Annotated in this window: 19 protein-coding genes; 17 read left to right on the top strand and 2 right to left on the bottom strand. The window is 63.8% G+C overall.

The window, feature by feature from the left end; translation table 11 throughout:
* The first annotated feature begins 397 nt into the window (after positions 1–397).
* From GOSPT_RS04595 to GOSPT_RS04570, 6 genes are all read left to right on the top strand, one after another.
* Positions 398–976, top strand: a complete 579-nt coding sequence (locus tag GOSPT_RS04595; RefSeq protein ID WP_005203447.1) for a TetR/AcrR family transcriptional regulator — start codon at positions 398–400, stop codon at positions 974–976.
* Between the two features lie 120 nt (positions 977–1,096).
* The gene (locus GOSPT_RS04590) at positions 1,097–1,840 is read left to right on the top strand and encodes an SDR family NAD(P)-dependent oxidoreductase (RefSeq protein ID WP_005203445.1); all 744 of its coding nucleotides are present in this window, start codon (positions 1,097–1,099) and stop codon (positions 1,838–1,840) included.
* A 25-nt stretch (positions 1,841–1,865) separates the two neighbouring features.
* Entirely contained in the window at positions 1,866–2,717 is an 852-nt protein-coding gene (locus tag GOSPT_RS04585; protein WP_005203443.1) for an LLM class flavin-dependent oxidoreductase, read from the top strand.
* A gap of 95 nt (positions 2,718–2,812) precedes the next feature.
* Complete coding sequence (locus GOSPT_RS04580; protein WP_005203441.1) at positions 2,813–3,292, top strand: MarR family winged helix-turn-helix transcriptional regulator; 480 nt, start codon at positions 2,813–2,815, stop codon at positions 3,290–3,292.
* Entirely contained in the window at positions 3,289–4,056 is a 768-nt protein-coding gene (locus GOSPT_RS04575; RefSeq protein WP_005203439.1) for an SDR family NAD(P)-dependent oxidoreductase, read from the top strand. Before GOSPT_RS04580 ends, GOSPT_RS04575 begins: the two co-directional genes overlap by 4 nt.
* Positions 4,056–5,336 carry an FAD-binding oxidoreductase gene (locus GOSPT_RS04570; protein ID WP_005203437.1) on the top strand — a complete coding sequence of 427 codons (1,281 nt, stop codon included), beginning with the start codon at positions 4,056–4,058 and terminating at the stop codon, positions 5,334–5,336. The genes GOSPT_RS04575 and GOSPT_RS04570 overlap by 1 nt, the downstream gene beginning before the upstream one ends.
* Positions 5,337–5,470: 134 nt before the next feature.
* Here GOSPT_RS04570 and GOSPT_RS04565 read toward each other — a convergent pair whose 3' ends face one another.
* The gene (locus tag GOSPT_RS04565; RefSeq protein ID WP_051993739.1) at positions 5,471–6,232 is read right to left on the bottom strand and encodes a LysR family transcriptional regulator substrate-binding protein; all 762 of its coding nucleotides are present in this window, start codon (positions 6,230–6,232) and stop codon (positions 5,471–5,473) included.
* Positions 6,233–6,278: 46 nt separating this feature from the next.
* On the opposite strand from GOSPT_RS04565, the gene GOSPT_RS04560 reads away from it, so the two are divergent.
* The 10 genes from GOSPT_RS04560 (at position 6,279) to GOSPT_RS04515 (ending at position 16,150) form a co-directional block, all read left to right on the top strand.
* The gene (locus GOSPT_RS04560) at positions 6,279–6,662 is read left to right on the top strand and encodes a DUF5997 family protein (RefSeq protein WP_005203433.1); all 384 of its coding nucleotides are present in this window, start codon (positions 6,279–6,281) and stop codon (positions 6,660–6,662) included.
* A gap of 414 nt (positions 6,663–7,076) precedes the next feature.
* Positions 7,077–7,601 (top strand): MSMEG_0572/Sll0783 family nitrogen starvation response protein, encoded by a 525-nt coding sequence (locus tag GOSPT_RS04555; protein WP_005203430.1) that lies wholly within the window; start codon positions 7,077–7,079, stop codon positions 7,599–7,601.
* A gap of 34 nt (positions 7,602–7,635) precedes the next feature.
* A complete protein-coding gene (locus tag GOSPT_RS04550) occupies positions 7,636–8,535 on the top strand; it encodes a carbon-nitrogen hydrolase family protein (protein ID WP_005203428.1) in 900 nt (299 codons plus the stop codon).
* The gene (locus GOSPT_RS04545) at positions 8,528–8,824 is read left to right on the top strand and encodes an MSMEG_0570 family nitrogen starvation response protein (protein WP_005203425.1); all 297 of its coding nucleotides are present in this window, start codon (positions 8,528–8,530) and stop codon (positions 8,822–8,824) included. The genes GOSPT_RS04550 and GOSPT_RS04545 overlap by 8 nt, the downstream gene beginning before the upstream one ends.
* Before the next feature lie 18 nt (positions 8,825–8,842).
* A complete protein-coding gene (locus GOSPT_RS04540) occupies positions 8,843–10,138 on the top strand; it encodes an MSMEG_0569 family flavin-dependent oxidoreductase (protein ID WP_005203423.1) in 1,296 nt (431 codons plus the stop codon).
* A 22-nt stretch (positions 10,139–10,160) separates the two neighbouring features.
* Positions 10,161–11,606 (top strand): AMP-binding protein, encoded by a 1,446-nt coding sequence (locus GOSPT_RS04535; RefSeq protein ID WP_005203421.1) that lies wholly within the window; start codon positions 10,161–10,163, stop codon positions 11,604–11,606.
* 25 nt (positions 11,607–11,631) lie between these two features.
* Positions 11,632–12,699: an MSMEG_0568 family radical SAM protein gene (locus GOSPT_RS04530; RefSeq protein ID WP_005203419.1), complete on the top strand. Its 1,068-nt coding sequence runs from the start codon at positions 11,632–11,634 to the stop codon at positions 12,697–12,699.
* Position 12,700: 1 nt separating this feature from the next.
* A complete protein-coding gene (locus GOSPT_RS04525) occupies positions 12,701–14,140 on the top strand; it encodes an MSMEG_0567/sll0787 family protein (RefSeq protein ID WP_005203417.1) in 1,440 nt (479 codons plus the stop codon).
* Positions 14,141–14,197: 57 nt separating this feature from the next.
* Complete coding sequence (locus tag GOSPT_RS04520) at positions 14,198–15,043, top strand: carbon-nitrogen hydrolase family protein (RefSeq protein ID WP_005203415.1); 846 nt, start codon at positions 14,198–14,200, stop codon at positions 15,041–15,043.
* Positions 15,044–16,150: an MSMEG_0565 family glycosyltransferase gene (locus GOSPT_RS04515; protein ID WP_005203414.1), complete on the top strand. Its 1,107-nt coding sequence runs from the start codon at positions 15,044–15,046 to the stop codon at positions 16,148–16,150. It begins immediately after the preceding gene.
* A gap of 603 nt (positions 16,151–16,753) precedes the next feature.
* On the opposite strand, the gene GOSPT_RS04510 is transcribed toward GOSPT_RS04515, so the two are convergent.
* On the bottom strand, positions 16,754–17,605 hold the full coding sequence (locus tag GOSPT_RS04510) for a DNA-processing protein DprA (protein ID WP_005203413.1): 852 nt from the start codon (positions 17,603–17,605) through the stop codon (positions 16,754–16,756).
* 315 nt (positions 17,606–17,920) lie between these two features.
* On the opposite strand from GOSPT_RS04510, the gene GOSPT_RS04505 reads away from it, so the two are divergent.
* Positions 17,921–18,937: a zinc-binding dehydrogenase gene (locus GOSPT_RS04505; protein ID WP_141630796.1), complete on the top strand. Its 1,017-nt coding sequence runs from the start codon at positions 17,921–17,923 to the stop codon at positions 18,935–18,937.
* The last annotated feature ends 18 nt before the right edge of the window (positions 18,938–18,955 follow it).

The following is an 18,955-nucleotide window of genomic DNA, read 5'->3' as shown; positions in this document are numbered from 1 at the left end:
AGAGGAATCTATCGACGTGCACTTTGCAGCACGTGCGAAAACGAAAGAATGATGTGAGCTTGTACGGAGCTTGACTGTGATCCGGATGGAGACGAGCTGGAACCTAAGTCGATTCGATCGAATTGAACACTGGGTCACATCGCAGTCCGGTCTGGCTGGAAGTGTTCCTGTTTACATGAGCGACGATTTGCGTGATTCCGGAGCGATGGTTGTCGATGAGCAGGTCGAACTTCGCCGACTTAGCGACGCGTTCTCTGCCGACCAGGTTGCGGCCGCCCGCAGGGTCACGGCCTCCACGATTGACTAACGCACTGGCGCTCGATCCCGTGCCGAAACGTTATGCTTTACCCGTAGCGGACGCGCGATCCGTATCATTAACCGGACAGGCTAACCACGAATGAACGCAGCGAGGCCCCCGTCGGCTGCGCAAGCCTCTTCTCGCCGCGCCGACGCCGAGCGCAACCGCGACAAGATCCTCGCCGCTGCCCGCTCGGCGTTCGAGGAATCCGGCAGCGACGTGTCCATGGCTGAAATCTCCCGCCGTGCCGGCGTGGGTATGGCGACCGTCTACCGCAACTTCGCCGACCGCCGCGCCCTGCTCGAAGCGCTCTACCAGGGCGAGGTCCAGGTCATCTGCGACGCAGGCGAGGACGCGGAGGGCGATACGCCTGCCGAAAGGCTCGAGTACTGGCTGCGGAGTTTCATGACGTTCGCGCTGAATAAGCGCCCATTCGCTGCGGACCTGCTGGCCCATGTCGACGGCGACGAGACAATGTTCGACACCAGTCGAGCGCGAGTAGTCGCTTCCGGCCGACCACTGCTCATCGCTGCGCAGCACGCGCAGGAAGTCCGCGGCGACCTGTCACTGGAACAGATTCTCGATTCCGTTGTCGCGATCGCGGCCATCCCCGGAGACGCGCGCTACCGTCGGCCGATTCTCGCGACCTTCCTGGACGGCCTTCGTATCCCGACGTAGCTCCTGCGGGTCACCGCCTCTTGCTAACCGGATAGGTTATCCGCTACCTTAAGTGGAGTACCGCTCCGGTTAGCAAGTGTCTGGAAGCGGCGCCGTGAACGTAGAACTCAGGGAGAGCCGATGAGTGACAAGCAGATCGCAGTGGTAATCGGCGCAAACAAGGGGATCGGCCGCGAGATCGCCAAGCGGCTCGCCGACCTGGGCAACGCGGTGGTGGTCGGGGCGCGCAACCAAGAAGCCGGGGAACAGGTCGTCGCGGAGATCCGCGCTAGTGGCGGCGAGGCGGTCGCCGTCGCTCTCGACGTCACCGATTCCGCGTCGGCCGCGGCTGCTGCGAAAACGGTCGAGAGCCTGTTCGGGCGGGTCGACGCACTGGTCAACAATGCCGGTATCAGCCACCGGCCGGGTTCGGACTTCTCCGGTCAGCTACCTCGCTCGGCCAACGTCGACGACATCCGATTCGTGTTCGAGACCAACGTATTCGGCGTCATCAATGTGACGAGTGCCTTCCTGCCGCTGCTGCGGAAGTCGAAGGCCGCGCGCATCGTCAATGTGTCCAGCAGTGCAGGGTCGTTCACGATGATGACGGATCCGCAGACCTTCGAGTTGGCCCCGGTCGCGCTGGGTTACGTCCCGTCCAAGACGGCGCTGACCGCGATCACCCTGCAGTACGCCAGGGATCTCGCCGCCGACAACATCCTCGTCAACGCGGTGTGCCCCGGCTTCGTCGCCACCGACCTCAACGGACACAGGGGAGTCCTGACTCCCGCTGAAGGCGCCGTCTCCGCCGTGCGTATGGCGTCGATAACGGCGGACGGACCCACCGGTACGTTCACCGACGTCAACGGTCCGGTGGCATGGTAGGCGCCCGCACCGAGGGAGAAGCGTGATGCCGTCATTCGGGATTTTGACTGGGCCGCAACAGGTTAACTACTCCGACCTACTCCAGGTGTGGCAAGACGCCGACGGCATACCGGCGATCGAACACATGTGGTTGTTCGACCACCTCCTGCCGATCGGGGGACCGCTGGAGGGACCCATCTTCGAAGGGTGGACGCTGCTCTCGGCGCTGGCCGCGATCACCGAGAGGGTACGGGTCGGAATGCTGGTGACGAGCAACCGCTTCCGTCCGCCTGCGATGCTGGCGAAGATCGCAGCCACCGTCGACGTCGTGTCCGACGGTCGGCTGGACTTCGGCATCGGCGCGGGTTCCAATCTTCGGATTCCGATAGCTCGCCGTGAGTACGAGGCAAATGGGTTGCCGTACAACAGTTTCGGGCAGTCAGTGGATGCGCTCGCTGAGGCGTGTGAAGTGATCAAACGGCTCTGGACGGAGCACGATCCGTTCGACTTCACCGGCGAGCACGTCGTGTTGACCGGGGCGGTGGGTAATCCCAAGCCACTGCAGCGTCCGCACCCACCCCTGCTGATCGGTGGGCGATCGCGGGCAACACTGCGGGTGGTCGCTCAGCACGCGGACATCTGGAACATGCCGGGCGGCGACATCGCAGAGATGGTCGAGCGCAATGCGCTGCTCAATCGACTGTGCGACGAGGTCGGTCGCGACCCGGCGTCGATCGTGCGATCGGTTGCGTTGCCGACGTCCTACGAGCATCCCGCTCAGACGCGGGCCGCTATCGCTGAAGTCGTCGACGCGGGCTTCACGCACATTGTTCTCATCCTGCCCGCGCTCTTTCCGGCGCACGCAGCACTCTGGGTGGCGGACAACATCATCGGCTGAACGCAGTCTGCCGAATGCACTGCTAAGCATCCGGCGTGTCGAGAACTGGCCCGCTACCGCGGGAATAGTTCAGCGATCGATCGGTTTTACCTGACATGTCAGCTAATAACCTATCGGCTCGCCAACTCGACGTCTGGCAGCGCTTACAGACCGTGACCGAGACCCTGCGACGCGAGGTTGGTCGGGGACTCAAGGACGCGGGCCTCTCCGAGCAGGAATTCACCGTGTTGGCTCATCTCGTCGAGGCCGGCGGATCTGCGCGGCCGTCGGATTGCGCACGGGAGATGGGCTGGGACTCCAGCCGCCTTGCACACCAACTCGGTCGGATGGAGAAACGGGGCCTGCTCGAGCGCGGACCGGAGATCGATGGTGATGGTCGCGCGTCAACGATCTCGCTGACCGATGACGGTCGCCGCGCACATCGCAGGGCCGTCGGACCACACCTGCGGGCGGCGAAACAGTGGTTCGGTGATGCACTCACCGACGCGCAGCTGGCCGCACTCGGAGACGTCCTGACCGCACTGGAAACCAACGCGGCGCGAGTCGCCGCCAACACGCAAGGAGCACAAGCATGACCACTGCACTACACCCGGCCTGGGAACTAACGACACCGGACCTCCAGGGAAAGACAGTCGTTGTCATCGGCGGCTCCGGCGGCGTCGGGGAAGGTGTCGTTCGCACATTGCTCGACGATGGCGCGACGGTCATCGCAACCGGGCGTGATCGTGGACGACTCGACGACCTGCGCCGGAACGTCGTAGACGCGGAGACCGATCAGCGGCTGCACACCGAGTTCCTGGACGCATCAGCGCCCGATCTCGACGCGCAGATCGAAGCGCTCGCCACGACCTACGGAACATTCGACGGAGTCGTCGTCGCGGTCGCGTCCTGGGGGAATCAGGGACGCAGGCCCGCGCTGTCACTCAACGACGACGAGTGGCAACACCTGCTCGATGCCAATCTGACGACGGTCTTTCGGCTCTTCCGCGGCTTTCTGCCGCACACAGCACACACCGGAATGATCTTGCAACTCAATGGAATGAGTGCCGATATCCCCTTCCCCGGAGCAGCTGGTGTCGCATTGAGTGCGGCGGCGTCGAAGTCGCTGACGAGGACGATCGCCGCCGAACTGGACGGCCGTGGCCCGAGGTTCTATCAGGTGATCTTGGGCGTCGTACGGACGCGTGCGCGGCAGCGCGCCGGCGTCGACGATCCGACATGGCTCGACGGCGAGGAGGTCGGCGCGCATGTCGCGGCGTTGGTCGTCGGGACCAGCCCTCTCACCGACACCACGGTGCACTACCTCACGGACAAGCGTGTCGGACCGGAGACGCACTGATGGGCACGACGGATGCGCTTCACATCGTTACTCGCGGCGACCCCGGTTACGAAGATGTTCGGCACGTCTACTCGGCCACGGGTAGTCCAGCCCGTGTGCTTCTGCCGGTTGATGCAGAACAAACGGCTCGCGCATTGGAAATTGCTGTGGGGCAGAGAGATCCGTTCGCGATCCGCAGCGGCGGGCACGGGATCAGCAGCATCGCCACCAATGACGGAGGGACCGTCATCGATCTGCGGCACCTCAATCATGTGGAGCATGTGGGGGACGCGAGGGTGGCCGTCGGTGCCGGTGCGCGGTGGGGCGCGGTCGCTCGTAGTCTCTACGGCTGGGGGCTGGCCCTGACTTCCGGAGACTCAGGCGACGTCGGCGTTGGTGGATTGGCGACCACCGGCGGAATCGGACTGCTCGGACGAGCGCAGGGGCTGACCATCGACCGCATACGAGCGGCCGAGATGGTCACCGCCGACGGACGCATCATGCGGGTGTCGCACGACGAGCACCCCGACCTGTTCTGGGCGATCCGCGGCGCGGGTGCCAACGTCGGGATCGTCACCCGATTCGAGTTCGAGGCAGGCACCACGCCCACGGTGGCGCGGGCGGCGCTGGCATACGACATCTCCGACGCGGCAACGTTTCTCGCCGATTGGGGACGTGAGGTCGAGACCGCTCCTCGCGAAATCTCGGCGTTCCTGTACATCGGTGCCGGTGCGCGACCATTCGCGCAAGCGACGGTCGTCTACGCCGGCGACGACGCGGCGGCGGCGACCCGCGCACTCACACCGTTTACGGAGCTGCCCGACATCGTCGGCGCACGAGCCGAATTGGTTCCCTACCCGGCCGTCCTGCTCACCTCCGGCGCGCCGCATGTCGGCCAGCAACCCGCTGTCATGCACACGGCACTCGTCGAACATCTCGACGATGATCTCGCCGCCGACATCGGCGAGCTCCTCGCATCCAACGGTGCGCAGATGATCCAGATCCGTTCTGCAGGAGGGGCGATCAACGACGTGCCGGCAGATGCCACCGCGTACGCTCACCGCGCCCAGAACTTCTCGGTCACCGCTGTCGCCGACCACGCCTCCCAGGCGTTCGACGACGCGTGGGAACCAATCCGCGCTCGTCGAGACGGCATCTACCTCAGCTTCGAGTCAAACCACCGGCCAGAAGACATCGACGCGGCGTTTCCAGCGCCGACTCTCGCGCGGCTGCGCACAATCAAGCACAAATGGGATCCCGATGGCGTGTTCACCCAGAACTTCGACGCCACCGTTCGCTGAGAAGCCCTCTCGCTCAACTGGGACGCGCGGCGGTAACGGATCGGCGAGTCAATTGCGCGGTTCGCCTGAGCGGTGGTAGAGGCGGACAGCCGTGCAGAAGTTCGGATTCGAGATGCGCAGCCCAACAGTAGGTTTTACCGCGACCTCCGAGTTTTGCGCGCCTTCACTTTTCCGCGTGTCGGTATCGTTCCGGCCGCTTCGCGAGATGCCCGCTTGGCCGCCGCCTTCTCTTTCGCCGACCGCTTCGGTGGCGGTTCGGACGTGCCACGCGACGACGTGGCCTTGCGTCCACGCACAATCCCGATGAACTCCGCGGCCAGATCCGAAGTCGGCTGCGGCCACAGCAGTCCGACGGTGCTTGTCGGGACGTCGGTGACCGGGCGATAGTCGAGATCGCGGCGGTGGTGCAAACGCGCCAGCGACTGCGGCACCAGCACCACCCCCATTCCGCTGGCCACGAGTTCGATCGCGTCGGCGGTCGTCTCCGGCCGATGGTCCACGGCATTACCAGGACGTTCGGTGACGACGAGCGGTTCATCGAGGGGCCAAAGCACGTTCTCGTCGGCAAGGTCGGCCCGCGACAACTCGTCACCTGCGGTGAGCACATTGTCCTTACCCATAACCGCCACCGTCGTCTCTTCGTACAGGGCGATGGTGTGGTGCGGACCCAGATCGGCATGTGAGAGTGCGTCGGGCAGCCTGGTGATCGCGATGTCGACGCTGCGGTCGATAAGCGCTGCGGCGGTGTCGGCGACCGCAGTCGGTACAAGGTCGAGTCGGACGTCCGGGTGGCGTTCCTCGAAAATGCTGACCCACTTCCCGGGTGTTGTACCCGGCACAAACGCGAGCCGGAAGACCACAGTGCTGGACTCATTGGGATCGACGGGCGAATTCACGCCCCGAGGCTACCGGGGATACGCTGCGAGTATGAGCTCGCAGTCCATGAAGCCGGCCACCGCCGCCAAGAAGCTCGACATCTACCTCCCCGCGACACCCGACGAGTTTCGCTCCGGAACGATAACCCGGGAACAGGTGTCGGCCTGGCAGGCCGATCCGCCGCAGTGGTTGCGCGATCTGCGTGCGAACGGACCGCACCCGAAGAATCTGGTAGCCGCCAAACTCGGGATCTCCAACTCCGGGCTGGTCCGGGGCGAGGTGACCGAAGCGTTGACGACCGATCAGATCAACGCGTTGCTCGAAGAGATGCCCGACTGGCTCGCCGCCGAGCGCACCAAGCACGTCGAGGCCCTGCGCGAGGAGCGTCGGATCAAATCCTTGCAAGCCGACCGTCGGCGCGAGCGTGAGGAACCCACCAGCGAGGAGTGAGCTGCCGCCGTGCTGATTCGGCGTTGTCGCCGCGGCCACGTCGTCGTGCGCCGGCTTCCCCGGCCACGCGCTCCCTTGCGGCGGCTGCTCCGTTGCCCGCTGCACCTCTCAACGGCCTCTAGCGCCCTCTGGACACCACGAATAGTTCTCAGTCGGCCCCATAGCAGCGCAGGCGACCGAGCGCGTTTGCGACCTGACGATCCGCGGCGGATCCAGACGCTCACGTTAACTCGACCCAGGCGTCAATTTTTCCATCAGTAACCATCACGTAATAAATCGGGCGTGAACTGTTGTCAGTCGGAACGTCAAGTATCCCAGGCCATCCGACCATCAATTCTTCGCCAGTGGGCAGTGTCGCCCGCACACCCCCATCACACGACGGCGGTCTCGCCCGTCTCATCGAGGAGTAACCCCATGGCCATGTTCGACGACACCATCACCGAGAACATTGCGAAGTCTCTCGCCGAGATTCCGCATCCCTCCCTGCCCAAGGGTTCGAATATCTACGGCGGCACCAAGATCTTCCCCGACTACCAGGCGGAGGAAGGCGAAACCTACTTCACGCTCGTCCACGGCATCGCGCACGAGTCCTCGGTATCGTTCGTCGCAGTACTGCAGGCCACCCGCGCGCTACGCAAGGGCTTCGAGTCGGCTATCTACTTCTACGGTCCCGGAGCAATCAATTGCCTTGCCACACGCGGGTTTCCAAAGACCGGTGACTCCGGCTTCCCCGGCGAGCAGAACATCAACGACGCGTTGGAGACCTTCATCAAGGAGGGTGGAACCGTCTTTGCGTGTCGGTTCGGACTCGCGTTGCACGGTGGGCGGGAAGAAGATCTGATCGAGGGCGTCATTCCGGCACATCCGCTCGACGTGCAGGACGCGCTGATTCACTACGCCCGCAAGGGTGCGATCATCAACTCCACCTACATGGTCTGATCGTCGAGATCCCCACTCCCCGAGAGACATTCACATGACCACAATTGGTACGGTCGCCGCGAACTTCACGCGCGACCTTGAACAGAACTATCAGACAATCGCCGACTATGTAGCGCAGGCCCGCGCACGAGGTGTCGAGTTCCTGGTGTTTCCCGAGGCTGCGATCGGCGGATACCTCTCATCGCTCGGTAACCACGGCGACACCGTCAAGAACACCAAGCGATCGTTGCCGCCGGCCATCAGCCTCGACGGTCCCGAAATCGCACGCGTGCAGGAGATTGTCGGCGACATGGTGATCGCCATAGGCTTTTGCGAACTCGCTGAGGACGGCGTGACACGCTACAACGCTGCCGCGGTCCTCGACGGCGACCAGATCTACGGCAACTATCGCAAAGTGCACCAACCGCTTGGCGAGAACATGTCCTACTCGTCGGGTTCGGAGTACCGAGTCTTCGATACTCCTGTCGGGCGCGTCGGACTCCAAATCTGTTATGACAAAGCATTTCCCGAAGCTGCGCGCATCATGGCGCTGAACGGCGCCGAGATCATCGCAAGTCTCTCGGCATGGCCGGCGGCGCGTACCGCGACCGCCGAGAATCTACAGGACGATCGCTGGACATACCGGTTCAATCTCTTCGATACGGCCCGTGCCCTCGATAACCAGGTGTTCTGGGTTGCCGCAAACCAATCGGGAACGTTCGGTTCGTTGCGGTACGTCGGCAACGCCAAGATCGTCGATCCCGGTGGCAACATCCTCGACACCACGCTGCTCGAAAGCGGACTCGCCGTAGCCGACGTCGACATCGCCGGGACCTTCACCGCGATGCGAGGCGGGATGTTTCACCTGCGAGATCGTCGTCCGGACGTCTACGGTGAACTCGTCGAGGTCGACCCGACCGGAACCGCTGGATGGCGGGACCTTGCTCATGCCTGAGATGACGTTCACCGTGAGGTGGCCCGATGGCGCTGTGCAGCAGTGCTATTCGCCGAGTCTCGTCATGCACGACCACCTAACTGTCGGCAGTAGTTACACGGTGGCTGAATTCCTAACCCGCACCGACGCCGCTCTCGGCGAAGCCGCTGAGCGTGTCCGCGCCAAGTATGGATTTGCTTGTACGTCTGCCGCTGCAACCACTGAGGACATCAACAACACAGCACGCCGATACGACGACGAGTCGACCGTCGAGGTTCTCGACATGCATCCGCCACTACCCACTCCCTGACCACATTCTGGAGACATCATGAGCGCACCAGCTCATTCCACACCCCACACCACCCACATTCCGGTGGCGATCATCGGCGGCGGACAAGCAGGCCTGTCGGTCAGCTGGTATCTCGGCCGCGCGGGTATCGAGCACACCGTGATCGAATCGCGGACCGCCGTCCATGCATGGCAGTCCAAGCGGTGGGACAACTTCACCCTCGTCACCCCGAACTGGCATTGCCGGCTGCCCGGCTACGCCTACGACGGCCCGGACCCCGACGGCTTCATGACCCGCGACGAAGTTGTCGAATGGCTCGCCGAATGGCGTGAAACCTTCACTGCCCCACTGCGAGAACACACCACGGTCACTCGCCTGCGAACCATCGGGGATACTGGCTTCGAGCTCACCCTCACCACCGACGAATCTGTCGAATCGCTGACCTGTGACCAGGTTGTCGTCGCGACTGGCGGCTATCCGTTGCCGGTGGTGCCATCGTTCGCACCGTCGTTGGACACGTCTGTAAAGCAGATCCACTCAGAGCAGTACTTCACACCTGATCAGCTACCATCCGGCGCCGTTCTCGTCGTCGGGTCCGGACAATCCGGCGCACAAATCGCCGAGGACCTCCACCTCGCAGGTCGGCAGGTGCATCTCGCCATCGGCAACGCGCCGAGGGTTGCGCGCACTTACCGCGGCCGCGACTGCATGACCTGGTTGGCGGACATGGGCATCTACGACACACCGACCGAACAGTTCCCCGGAGGCAAAGCGGCACAGGAGAAGACCAATCACTATGTCACTGGCCGCGATGGTGGGCGAGACGTCGATCTGCGACAGTTCGCCGTCGAAGGGATGAAGCTCTACGGGCATCTGACCGACGGTAAGGACACGGTCCTGCGGTTCGCGCCGACCCTGCGCGAATCGCTCGACCAGGCCGACTCGGTGTACAACTCGATCTGCGCCGACATCGACCGCTACATCGAGAAGGCCGGAATCGACACGCCTCCCGCTTCGCGCTACGAGCCCGTTTGGGAACCCGAAACCGAACCCTCCGCGGTCGACTTGGTCGAGGAGGGCATCACCAGCATCGTGTGGGCGATCGGGTACCGGCCGGACTACCGCTGGATCGAGGCAAGCGCATTCGACGGTGCGGGCCGGCCGATGCAGACCCGCGGCATCACCCAGGTACCAGGACTGAGCTTCATCGGCCTCCCGTGGATGCATACCTGGGGTTCGGGACGGTTCCTCGGAATCGACCGCGACGCACGTCACATCGCTGAATCCGTCACCGGCGCACTCGGTCTGCCCGGGCTCAGACTCGCCGTCGGATAGCCCGGGACCACAGGTAGCCGACGTGACTGTGCAGTCGATCTCCTCGGTATTCGCTGATCGCGCGCGTACCTCGCCGGGCGAAGTCATGGTCATCGACGCCCACGGGCCGGTGACCGCCGGTGAGATTGACGTGCGGGCCAACCGGCTGGCTCATCTCTTGCAGCGCCATCACGTCGCCCACGACGATGTCGTTGAAGTGGCCTTACACAACAGCGCCGCCTTCGTGGTTGCGTGCGTCGCGGTGTGGCGTGCGGGCGCCACACCGATGCCGCTCGACCCGGTGATGCCCGCAGACGAGCGGGAAATGCTCGAACGGATCGCCCAGCCTCGAGTTATCGTCGGCGACAACGTATCTCCGCGAACAGTCACGGTCGACGAGAACGATGCGCGTGACCTGCCGGCAGACACGCTCCCCGATATCTGGGCAAGTTCATGGAAGGCGCCCGCATCCTCCGGGAGCACAGGACTACCGAAGATCGTTCGTTCCATGACTCCCGCACTGGTTGACCCTGGTGCTCGAGTGGCACCGTTCTTCCCCTGCGCGGCAACACAGTTGGTGACCTCTCCGCTGTGGCATTCGACCGCCTTCACCTACGCGTTCCGGGGCTTGACCGCCGGCCATCGCCTGATCATCGAACCGGACTTCGACGAGCGCCGATTTCTAGAGCTGGTGGACAGACATTCGGTGACCTGGACAGTCCTCTCGCCTCCATCGATCCGGCGGCTGGTCCGCCTACCGGAGGAGATACGTGCGGAACACGACATGAGTTCGTTGGCATCGATTCTGCACATCGGCGGACGGTGTCCTGTGCCCGACAAGCGCGCACTGATCAAGTGGCTGGGCGCGCACCGCGTGGTCGAGGTGTATGCGGGTAGCGAATCCAACGGCGTCACGATGGTGACAGGGCACGAGTGGCTCGCGCACCCCGGCACTGTCGGTCGGCCTATCGGGGGCACCGAGGTCGCTATTCGACGCGACGATGGCACCCGTGCGGACACCGGCGAAACGGGATTGATCTGGATGCGCCGCGGAGACGGACCGTCCTACAGCTATCTGGGTGCGCAGTCGCGCCGCGGCGCAGATGGTTGGGATACCCTCGGCGACCTCGGTTTTCTCGACGCCGACGAGAACCTCTACGTGATGGACCGGGCAGCCGACGTCATTCGTAGTGGAGACGTCGCGATGTATCCAGCCGACATCGAGCAAGTCGTCGAACAACTGCCTTTCGTGCGCGGCGCGGTTGCGTTCGCCGATGTGGATTCGGCTGGCAGGCAACATCTCTCGGTCAGCGTCGACATCGCAGACAACGATGCCTCCGCAGCACTCATCGCAGATCATGTCCAACACCACTTTGGCTCCGACTGGCGTCCTGTGCGCGTCATCCTCACCACATCGCCACTCCGCAACGACGCGGGCAAGATTCGACGACGCGCGCTGGCCGGCTGCGGCCAGCGCGAGTCTGCCTGATCCCTCGACACGAACGGAACCCACGATGACCGCATCCACCACCACATCCACCCGCGTCGATCTGGCGCTCCTCGGCATCCGGGGCACCCCGCCGGTGAACCGCTCCGGCGGAGCCGGACCGACTGACGATGGTCACCTCGTCATCGACGGACTGCACGCTGCCATACCTCGAAATCCCAACAGCCCGTTCGTCTTCGACGGCGATCAGATCCTCTACGACGGAGTCGATTCCGGGCTCGACGTCGCAGTCATTGGCCGACCACGCTTCTACGACCTGCAGACCGAGAACGGTGTCGCCTACGACAAGATCGCCAAACTGCATGGACGTAACGTGTTGGCGACCACCGTGCTGCAGACCTGCATTCGTTACGGCGAAGACCAGCGGTGCCGCTTCTGCTCGATCGAGGAGTCGCTGCGATCCGGCGACACCGTCGCCGTCAAGAAGCCGGAGGACCTGGCCAGGGTCGCGCGCGCAGCAGTCGACCTCGACGGCGTAACGAATATGGTGATGACCACCGGAACATCGGGTGGCCGGGATCGCGGCGCGCGCCACCTGGCGCGCTGTGTCCGAGCGGTCAAAGCAGCCGTCCCCGAGCTACCTATTCAGGTGCAGTGTGAGCCGCCCGCCGATCTGTCGACCATCGGTGACCTGCGCGCTGCCGGAGCCGACGCCATCGGCATCCACGTTGAGTCACTCGATGACGACGTCCGACGGCGCTGGATGCCGGGCAAGTCAACCGTGCCGCTCAGCGAGTACTGGGATGCCTGGCGTGAGGCCGTACGCGTCTTTGGACGCAACCAGGTCTCGACGTACCTGCTCGTCGGGCTAGGCGAAGATGTGGACGAGATGATCTCGGGGGCAAAGGAACTCGCCGACGCCGGTATCTACCCCTTCATCGTCCCGTTCCGGCCCCATCGAGGAACACTCGCCGTCGACATCGACGGAGCAACCGCCCCCGAGCCCCGCATCGTCGAGCAGATCAGCCGAGAGGTCGCTGCGCACCTGCAACTGATCGGGATGGCCGGGGCCGACCAACGAGCGGGCTGCGCGGCATGCGGTGCTTGCAGCATTCTGCAGAGCGTAGGAGCATGAGATGCTCGACGGCCGCACCACGCCCACCCCGTCCGTACGCACCGCTGCAACAGAATTGTCGATTCTTGCCGGATCTCCCCGAGTCTCAGCACCGCCGTTTCTCATACGGGTGGCCGAGACGATCTCCGAGATCGGCGATTATCGACGATTGCGCCACTCCGAGTTCGTCGAGCGACAGGGACTGTTCACACACTCCGATCACGATGACTGCGACGACGATCCGCGCACCAGGATCCTGATCGCAGTCGCCGCAGACAACGCTGTTCTCGGCGGTGTCCGGATATCGCCATGTACCTCGATCGACATCGGCTGGTGGTCGGGGAGTCGGTTGGTTGTCGCGGACGGCGCACACGCGGCCGGCGTCGGTGCCGCACTGATCACGGCTGCCTGTGCCTTGGTCGAGAGCCGCGACGTTCTGCGATTCGATGCCACCGTCCAGGACCGCTACAGTCGGCTATTCGCCTCGCTGGGTTGGGAGGATCACGGCGCCGGGCCCACCATCAACGGCCGAGCACATCGCAACAAGTCCTGGCCGATTGGTCGAATCCAGGGGCAGGTTGATTCCACCAAAGCGGTTCTTGCCCAATCACTTCGACCCTTCGCTGAGCAGGAAGGCGGTCTCGGACCCGCGGGATTCCGTGGTGACGACGCCGTCCCCGTGCCGGACAGCGACCTGCTTGCCGCCTGCGACGCGATCGTCCCGTCGATGGTCGAGCGCGACCCCGAATGGGCGGGGTGGTGCTCGGTCCTGGTCAACATCAACGACCTCTCGGCCATGGGTGCTCACGCTGTCGGCATGCTCGACGCGGTCGGCGCGCCAACCGTTGCGCACCTGAATCGGATCGTACGAGGCATCTCGGCGGCGGCACACGCCTGGCGAACCCCGATTCTGGGCGGCCACACTCAGGTCGGTGTACCCGCGGCGCTCTCGCTGACTGCGATGGGTCGCACAGAATCTCCGGTCGCCGCTGGCGGTGGACGGGTCGGCGACCACGTGTCGCTGCTCGCCGATCTCGGAGGCTCCTGGCGCCCAGGCTATTTCGGGCAACAGTGGGATTCCACAAGCTCTCGAACAGCACATGAGCTCGGTGAAATGGCATCCGCTGTGGCGCAGCTGCGACCCGCCGCCGCCAAGGACGTCAGCATGGCCGGACTGGTCGGAACGTTGGGCATGCTGGCCGAGGCGTCGGGCACCGGGGCCGAACTCGACGTGGCCGCGATCCCGCGACCTGCCGACGCCGCAATGGGTGCCTGGCTCACCTGCTTCCCGGGTTACGCCATGCTGATGGCCGACCGCAGTCCGATCACTCGAGCGCACGGGCCTGCCGTCGCGGCTGGCTGCGGTCGCCTCACCGAAACGACAGGAATCCGGCTGAAATGGCCCGACGGTCGTCGTACCGAAGCGATCGCCTCTGCTGTCACGGGACTGGGTCGAGCATGAGAAGGCTGCCGAATGTGCACCGGCGCGCCTCGTGTGACGTGAGTAAAGTGCGCTGACATGGGAACCGTCACTATCGGCGCGCTCGCTGGCCACTTCGGCCGCGACGTTGATCGAGGTGTGTCCAAGGCAGTCGGCATCATTGAGGCGGCCGCGCGTGACGGAGTCGATCTGCTCGTCTTTCCCGACGCTGCACTCGGCGGCTACATCGGAGATCTGCGATCCCCGGATCTCGACGACCTACCGCCGGCACTCGACCCAGACGGACCGGAGCTGGCTGCCATCGCCGAGGCCGCCCGCGACATGACCGTGTGTATCGGGTACACCGAGCGCGATGGCGACGTCCACTACAACGCGGCGGCGTGCTTGACCGGTGACGGCGTGCTGGGTTGGCATCGCAAAGTGCATCAGCCTGCCGGTGAATCAAAGGCGTATGCGGCTGGTGACAGGTTCTCCACTTTCTCTACACCGGTCGGGCGCATCGGCATGTTGATCGACTACGACAAGACATTCCCCGAGTCGGCCCGAAAGCTCGCGCTCGACGGCGCCGGGATCATCGCGTCTCTCTCGGCGTGGCCGGCTAGTGTCACCGACCGCGCAGCTCGGCTGCCCGCTGACCGGCAGTCTCGGCTGTTCGACCTCTACGACTGCGCTCGCGCCGCGGAGAATCAGGTATTCATGGTGTCCTCCAACCTCACCGGGGTGACCGGGTCGCTGCAATTCCTCGGACAGGCCAAGGTCGTCGGTCCCGGTGGCGACATATTGGCGACCACGCGATCCAAGGGTGGACTGGCCAAGGTCGAGGTCGACGTGGAGGCCGACATCGCTCGTGCCCGCAGAGTCCTCAACCATCTGTCCGAACTCCGGCCGGACATCTATTCCGCGTCGAGTGCGGAGTCTCGCTGAATGCGCATCGCACTGTTGACCTACTCGACCAAACCGCGCGGGGGAGTCGTGCATACCCTCAACCTCGCGGAATCTCTGGTCACGCAAGGTGTCGAAGTCGACGTGTGGAGTCTTGCGCGAGGGGGCGACTCAGGGTTCTTCCGCAGCGTCGACGCCGCAGTCACCCAACACCTGGTCGCGTTCGACGACATCCCCGACGAGACAGTCACCGATCGCATCCTGCGATCGATCGATGCGATCCGAAATGCGTTCGACCCCAGCAACTATGACATCGTGCATGCGCAGGACTGCATCAGCGCGAACGCGGTCGGAACGTGCATCCGCACGATTCACCACCTTGACCAGTTCACCACGCCGGTGCTCGTCGAATGCCACGAGAAGGCCGTGGTCAACCCCTACGCTCGCATCTGCGTGTCTCAGGCCGTCGCCACGGAGGTCAACGACGGATGGGGTTTCACTCCGACCATCATTCCCAACGGCGTCGACTATGAACGCTTCGCAGCGGCCGCCGAGCACAGTCGTTCGGCCGTCGTCGCACGAGAGCAGTGGCAAGCGCAACTAGGCCGCTACATCCTGGCGGTCGGGGGCATCGAACCGCGCAAGGGGAGTATCGATCTGCTCGAGGCCTACGCGCTGCTTCGTCACGACCATCCCGATCTATCGCTGGTATTCGCAGGCGGAGAAACGCTTTTCGACTATCGCGACTATCGCGCCGAGTTCGACCGCCGCCAAGCCGAGCTCGGAGTGGCACCGATCGTCCTCGGAGCAGTCGACGAGCACGTGCTCCCCTCACTCGTCGCGGCATGTGACGCTTTCGCATTCCCGTCCGTGAAGGAAGGATTTGGCCTCGCAGCGATGGAGGCCTTGGCGGCCGGCCGACCGGTCACCGTACGCGAACTACCCATCCTGCGTGAGGTTTTCGGAGACGTCGTCACCTATGCGACCGATCCGACGTCGTTGGCCACACGCCTCGATGCCGCGCTCAACGGATATCACCCCGACGTTGACGCGGGCCGGCGCCTCGCACGCGGATTGACGTGGGACGCCGCGGCGCGCGCCCACCTTCGGTTCTACGAGCGACATCCCTACCCTCGGGCCGCTGCCTGATCGATACGTGCGGAGCCTGTTCGGTCAGTCCGACTGTGTGCCAGGATCTTTCGGAATATCGCGCGGACAATCGGGGACGAAACCCGCGCATAGCCGACGGGGAGAGGTCGTCGGGCAATATGTACGATTGCCGGGTTCACCCGGCTTAGCGGCGTGGAGAGGAGCAATGATGAGGCGGAGGGCAGCGACGGCTCTCGTGGGAGCTTGCGTGGTGCTCTTCCTATCGTCGTGTAGCGGTGACATGCGCGCACCGTTGCTCGATTCGACTGAGGTCGTCGACTCGCGGTCGCCCCTGACCGCCGGCCAGGCGCACAGTGTGTGAACACGGGAGTTGGCTCATGCGCGGTCAGATCGAGAGCTTCAGTGGGACGACGACCCCACCAAGGGCGGTCCGGTGTGTATCGAGTTTCAGTCGCGTCGCAGGCCGGCAGCATCAAGGTTTCGAGTCCCTGTTACTACTTTCAGGACACCAGCGGCGGCAACTCGCCATCAGCCGATGACATTTCGAAGGCGACTGGCTTTGTGCAGCGGTCGTGGAATCAATGACGCCGCGACCCGATTGTCCCTACGTCGAGACCGCTGCGAAGAGTGGTCAAAGGCAGGTCACAGCAATCGGGCTTGCTCCGGCTCATCATCGCTCGGAGGCAGGAGCGCCTCGCGCAGCGCATCGGGAGATGCGATGGGGCTTGCACCCTCACTGATTAGGATCTGATTCCCCTCGGGTGTGTGATCGCCGTAGGTCAACGTGACAAGGTGTCTGCCGAGTTTGAGAGCTTCGCGACCTGCAGCAAGTGACCCGCCCGATTCGCCTGCCTCCACTACGACGACAGTGCCCGCAAGACCGCAGATCACGCGGTTTCGTCCCATTGCGGTGTGTACAGACCAAGGCTGGTGGGGAGAAAACTGAGACAGCACTAGGCCGGTGGAATCTGACATCCCGATGTCAGGATTCTCTTCGTCTGGACGAAAGTGTGTGATGCCCTCGGGCAGCACGAGTACCGTGCTCCCACCACGACTTGACGCGGCGGTCGTCGCCAAGGTGTCGACACCGCGCGCATTGCCGCTCACCAAGGTTTGCCCCGATTGAGCGACAATCTCGCCCAGCCTCGTCGCTGCTGCCGCTCCACGATCGCTCACCTTGCGGGAACCGCTGACGGCGACCATTGGCGTGTCCAGAAGTCCGAGTTCCCCCCGATAGAACAGTGCAGGAACAATGGCTTTACCTCGGCGGACTAGCTGCACCGGGAATCGTGAATTGTCTGCGCTGATTACGCCGACGCTAGTCGCGAACTCTGCGGCCTCATCCCTGATGCGGGCGGCGGTGTCACTATCGACGTTGCCAATCTGAGTATGCAGAGCATTGCGGTCTAGGAGTACGTCTCGGATCTTTGCTGGTGTACGCGCGATGTGTATTGCGAAGAGAACTCTCTCGATATCTTCGAGTTCAGAAGGCATCTCACGCCCTCATTGTCTTGGCACCCACGAGACCGTACACCGAAGTGGCGCCAGCACGGAGAGCTGCGCGAGCAGTCTCGTTCAGGGTGTGTCCGGTGTGGAGCACGTCATCCAGCACAATGCACGAGCCATTTATCAGAGCTTTGACGGAGATCATCCCTGACAAGTCTGGCGGGTTTGGACCTTTTCGTGGTTCGTGAGGACGGCAGGTCGCGAATATTAGATTCTTTCCGGTCGCTTTGGCGACCCCCAGACTCAGTGACTCCGCCAGGCTCTCTCCGGTGACCCGGGAGCTGGGGGCACTAATGATGGTCGATGCCGAGCTGTATGCGGGATGCCTTGTTACGGCTTCGGCCAGCGCCTGAACGAGTCTATCGAACTCGGGTTCTTTATGAAATGGATAGGCGTGCGGGTCACGAGGCATCCGGAGTCGTGACCGACGTGGGAGATGGTGTCGACGACGTCCAGGTCGGCGATCATGTCGTCCTGTCCTGGTTCGTGGCATGTCGTCGATGCCGAAACTGTCTGTCCGGCAAGGCGTGGCTGTGCACGAACACCAATGCGGTGGCCAATCGACTGCCTGACGGGTCAACGGCGACAACGACATTCGACGACGAGCCGGTGTGGCCGTTCCTCGGACTCGGCGCGTTCTCCGAACGTGTCGTCGTCCCCGCTGCCGCTGCGGTGGTGGTTCCCGACGAACTCCCCTTCGAGATCGGCGCGTTGATCGGCTGTTCGGTCACCACAGGTATCGGTGCCGTGACGTCGACGGCAAAGGTTCCGTACGGCGCATCCGCAGTGGTGTTCGGCTGTGGTGGTATCGGTCAGTCGATCATCCTAGGACTGCAGCTTGCCGGGGCTGATCCGATCATCGCCATCGATCTCGATCCCCGACGTCGTGCCCAGGCAGAAAGCCTCGGCGCCACAGTGGCGCTCGACGGTGCCGCTCCGAATCTTGTTGCCACGGTGCAGGAGATGACCGATGGCGGTGCCGACTACGTCTTCGAGGCGATCGGCCGGACGTCGACCATCGAGCAGTGTCCACCCATGCTGCGCGCAGGAGGGGTGGCGGTCTTGGCGGGTATGACGGCAATCGGCGCACGCGCGTCGATCGATCCCTTCGACCTCGCCGACCAAGGCAAGAGCATCCTCGGCTGCAATTACGGCTCGAGCGTGCCCGCGGTGGACTTCCCGAGAATTGCGCGGCTCTATCTGTCGGGTCGACTCCCTCTCGACGCCCTCATCGGCCGTACGCGACCGCTCGGTGAGGTCAACGCGGCACTCGAAGATCTGCGTGCCGCCACCGGCCTTCGCACGGTTCTCATTCCGTGAACGTGCACCAGTTTCTTG

The sequence above is a fragment of the Gordonia sputi NBRC 100414 genome (assembly GCF_000248055.1).
Classification (GTDB): Bacteria; Actinomycetota; Actinomycetes; order Mycobacteriales; family Mycobacteriaceae; genus Gordonia; species Gordonia sputi.
This window is presented reverse-complemented; position numbering and strand designations above follow the sequence as displayed.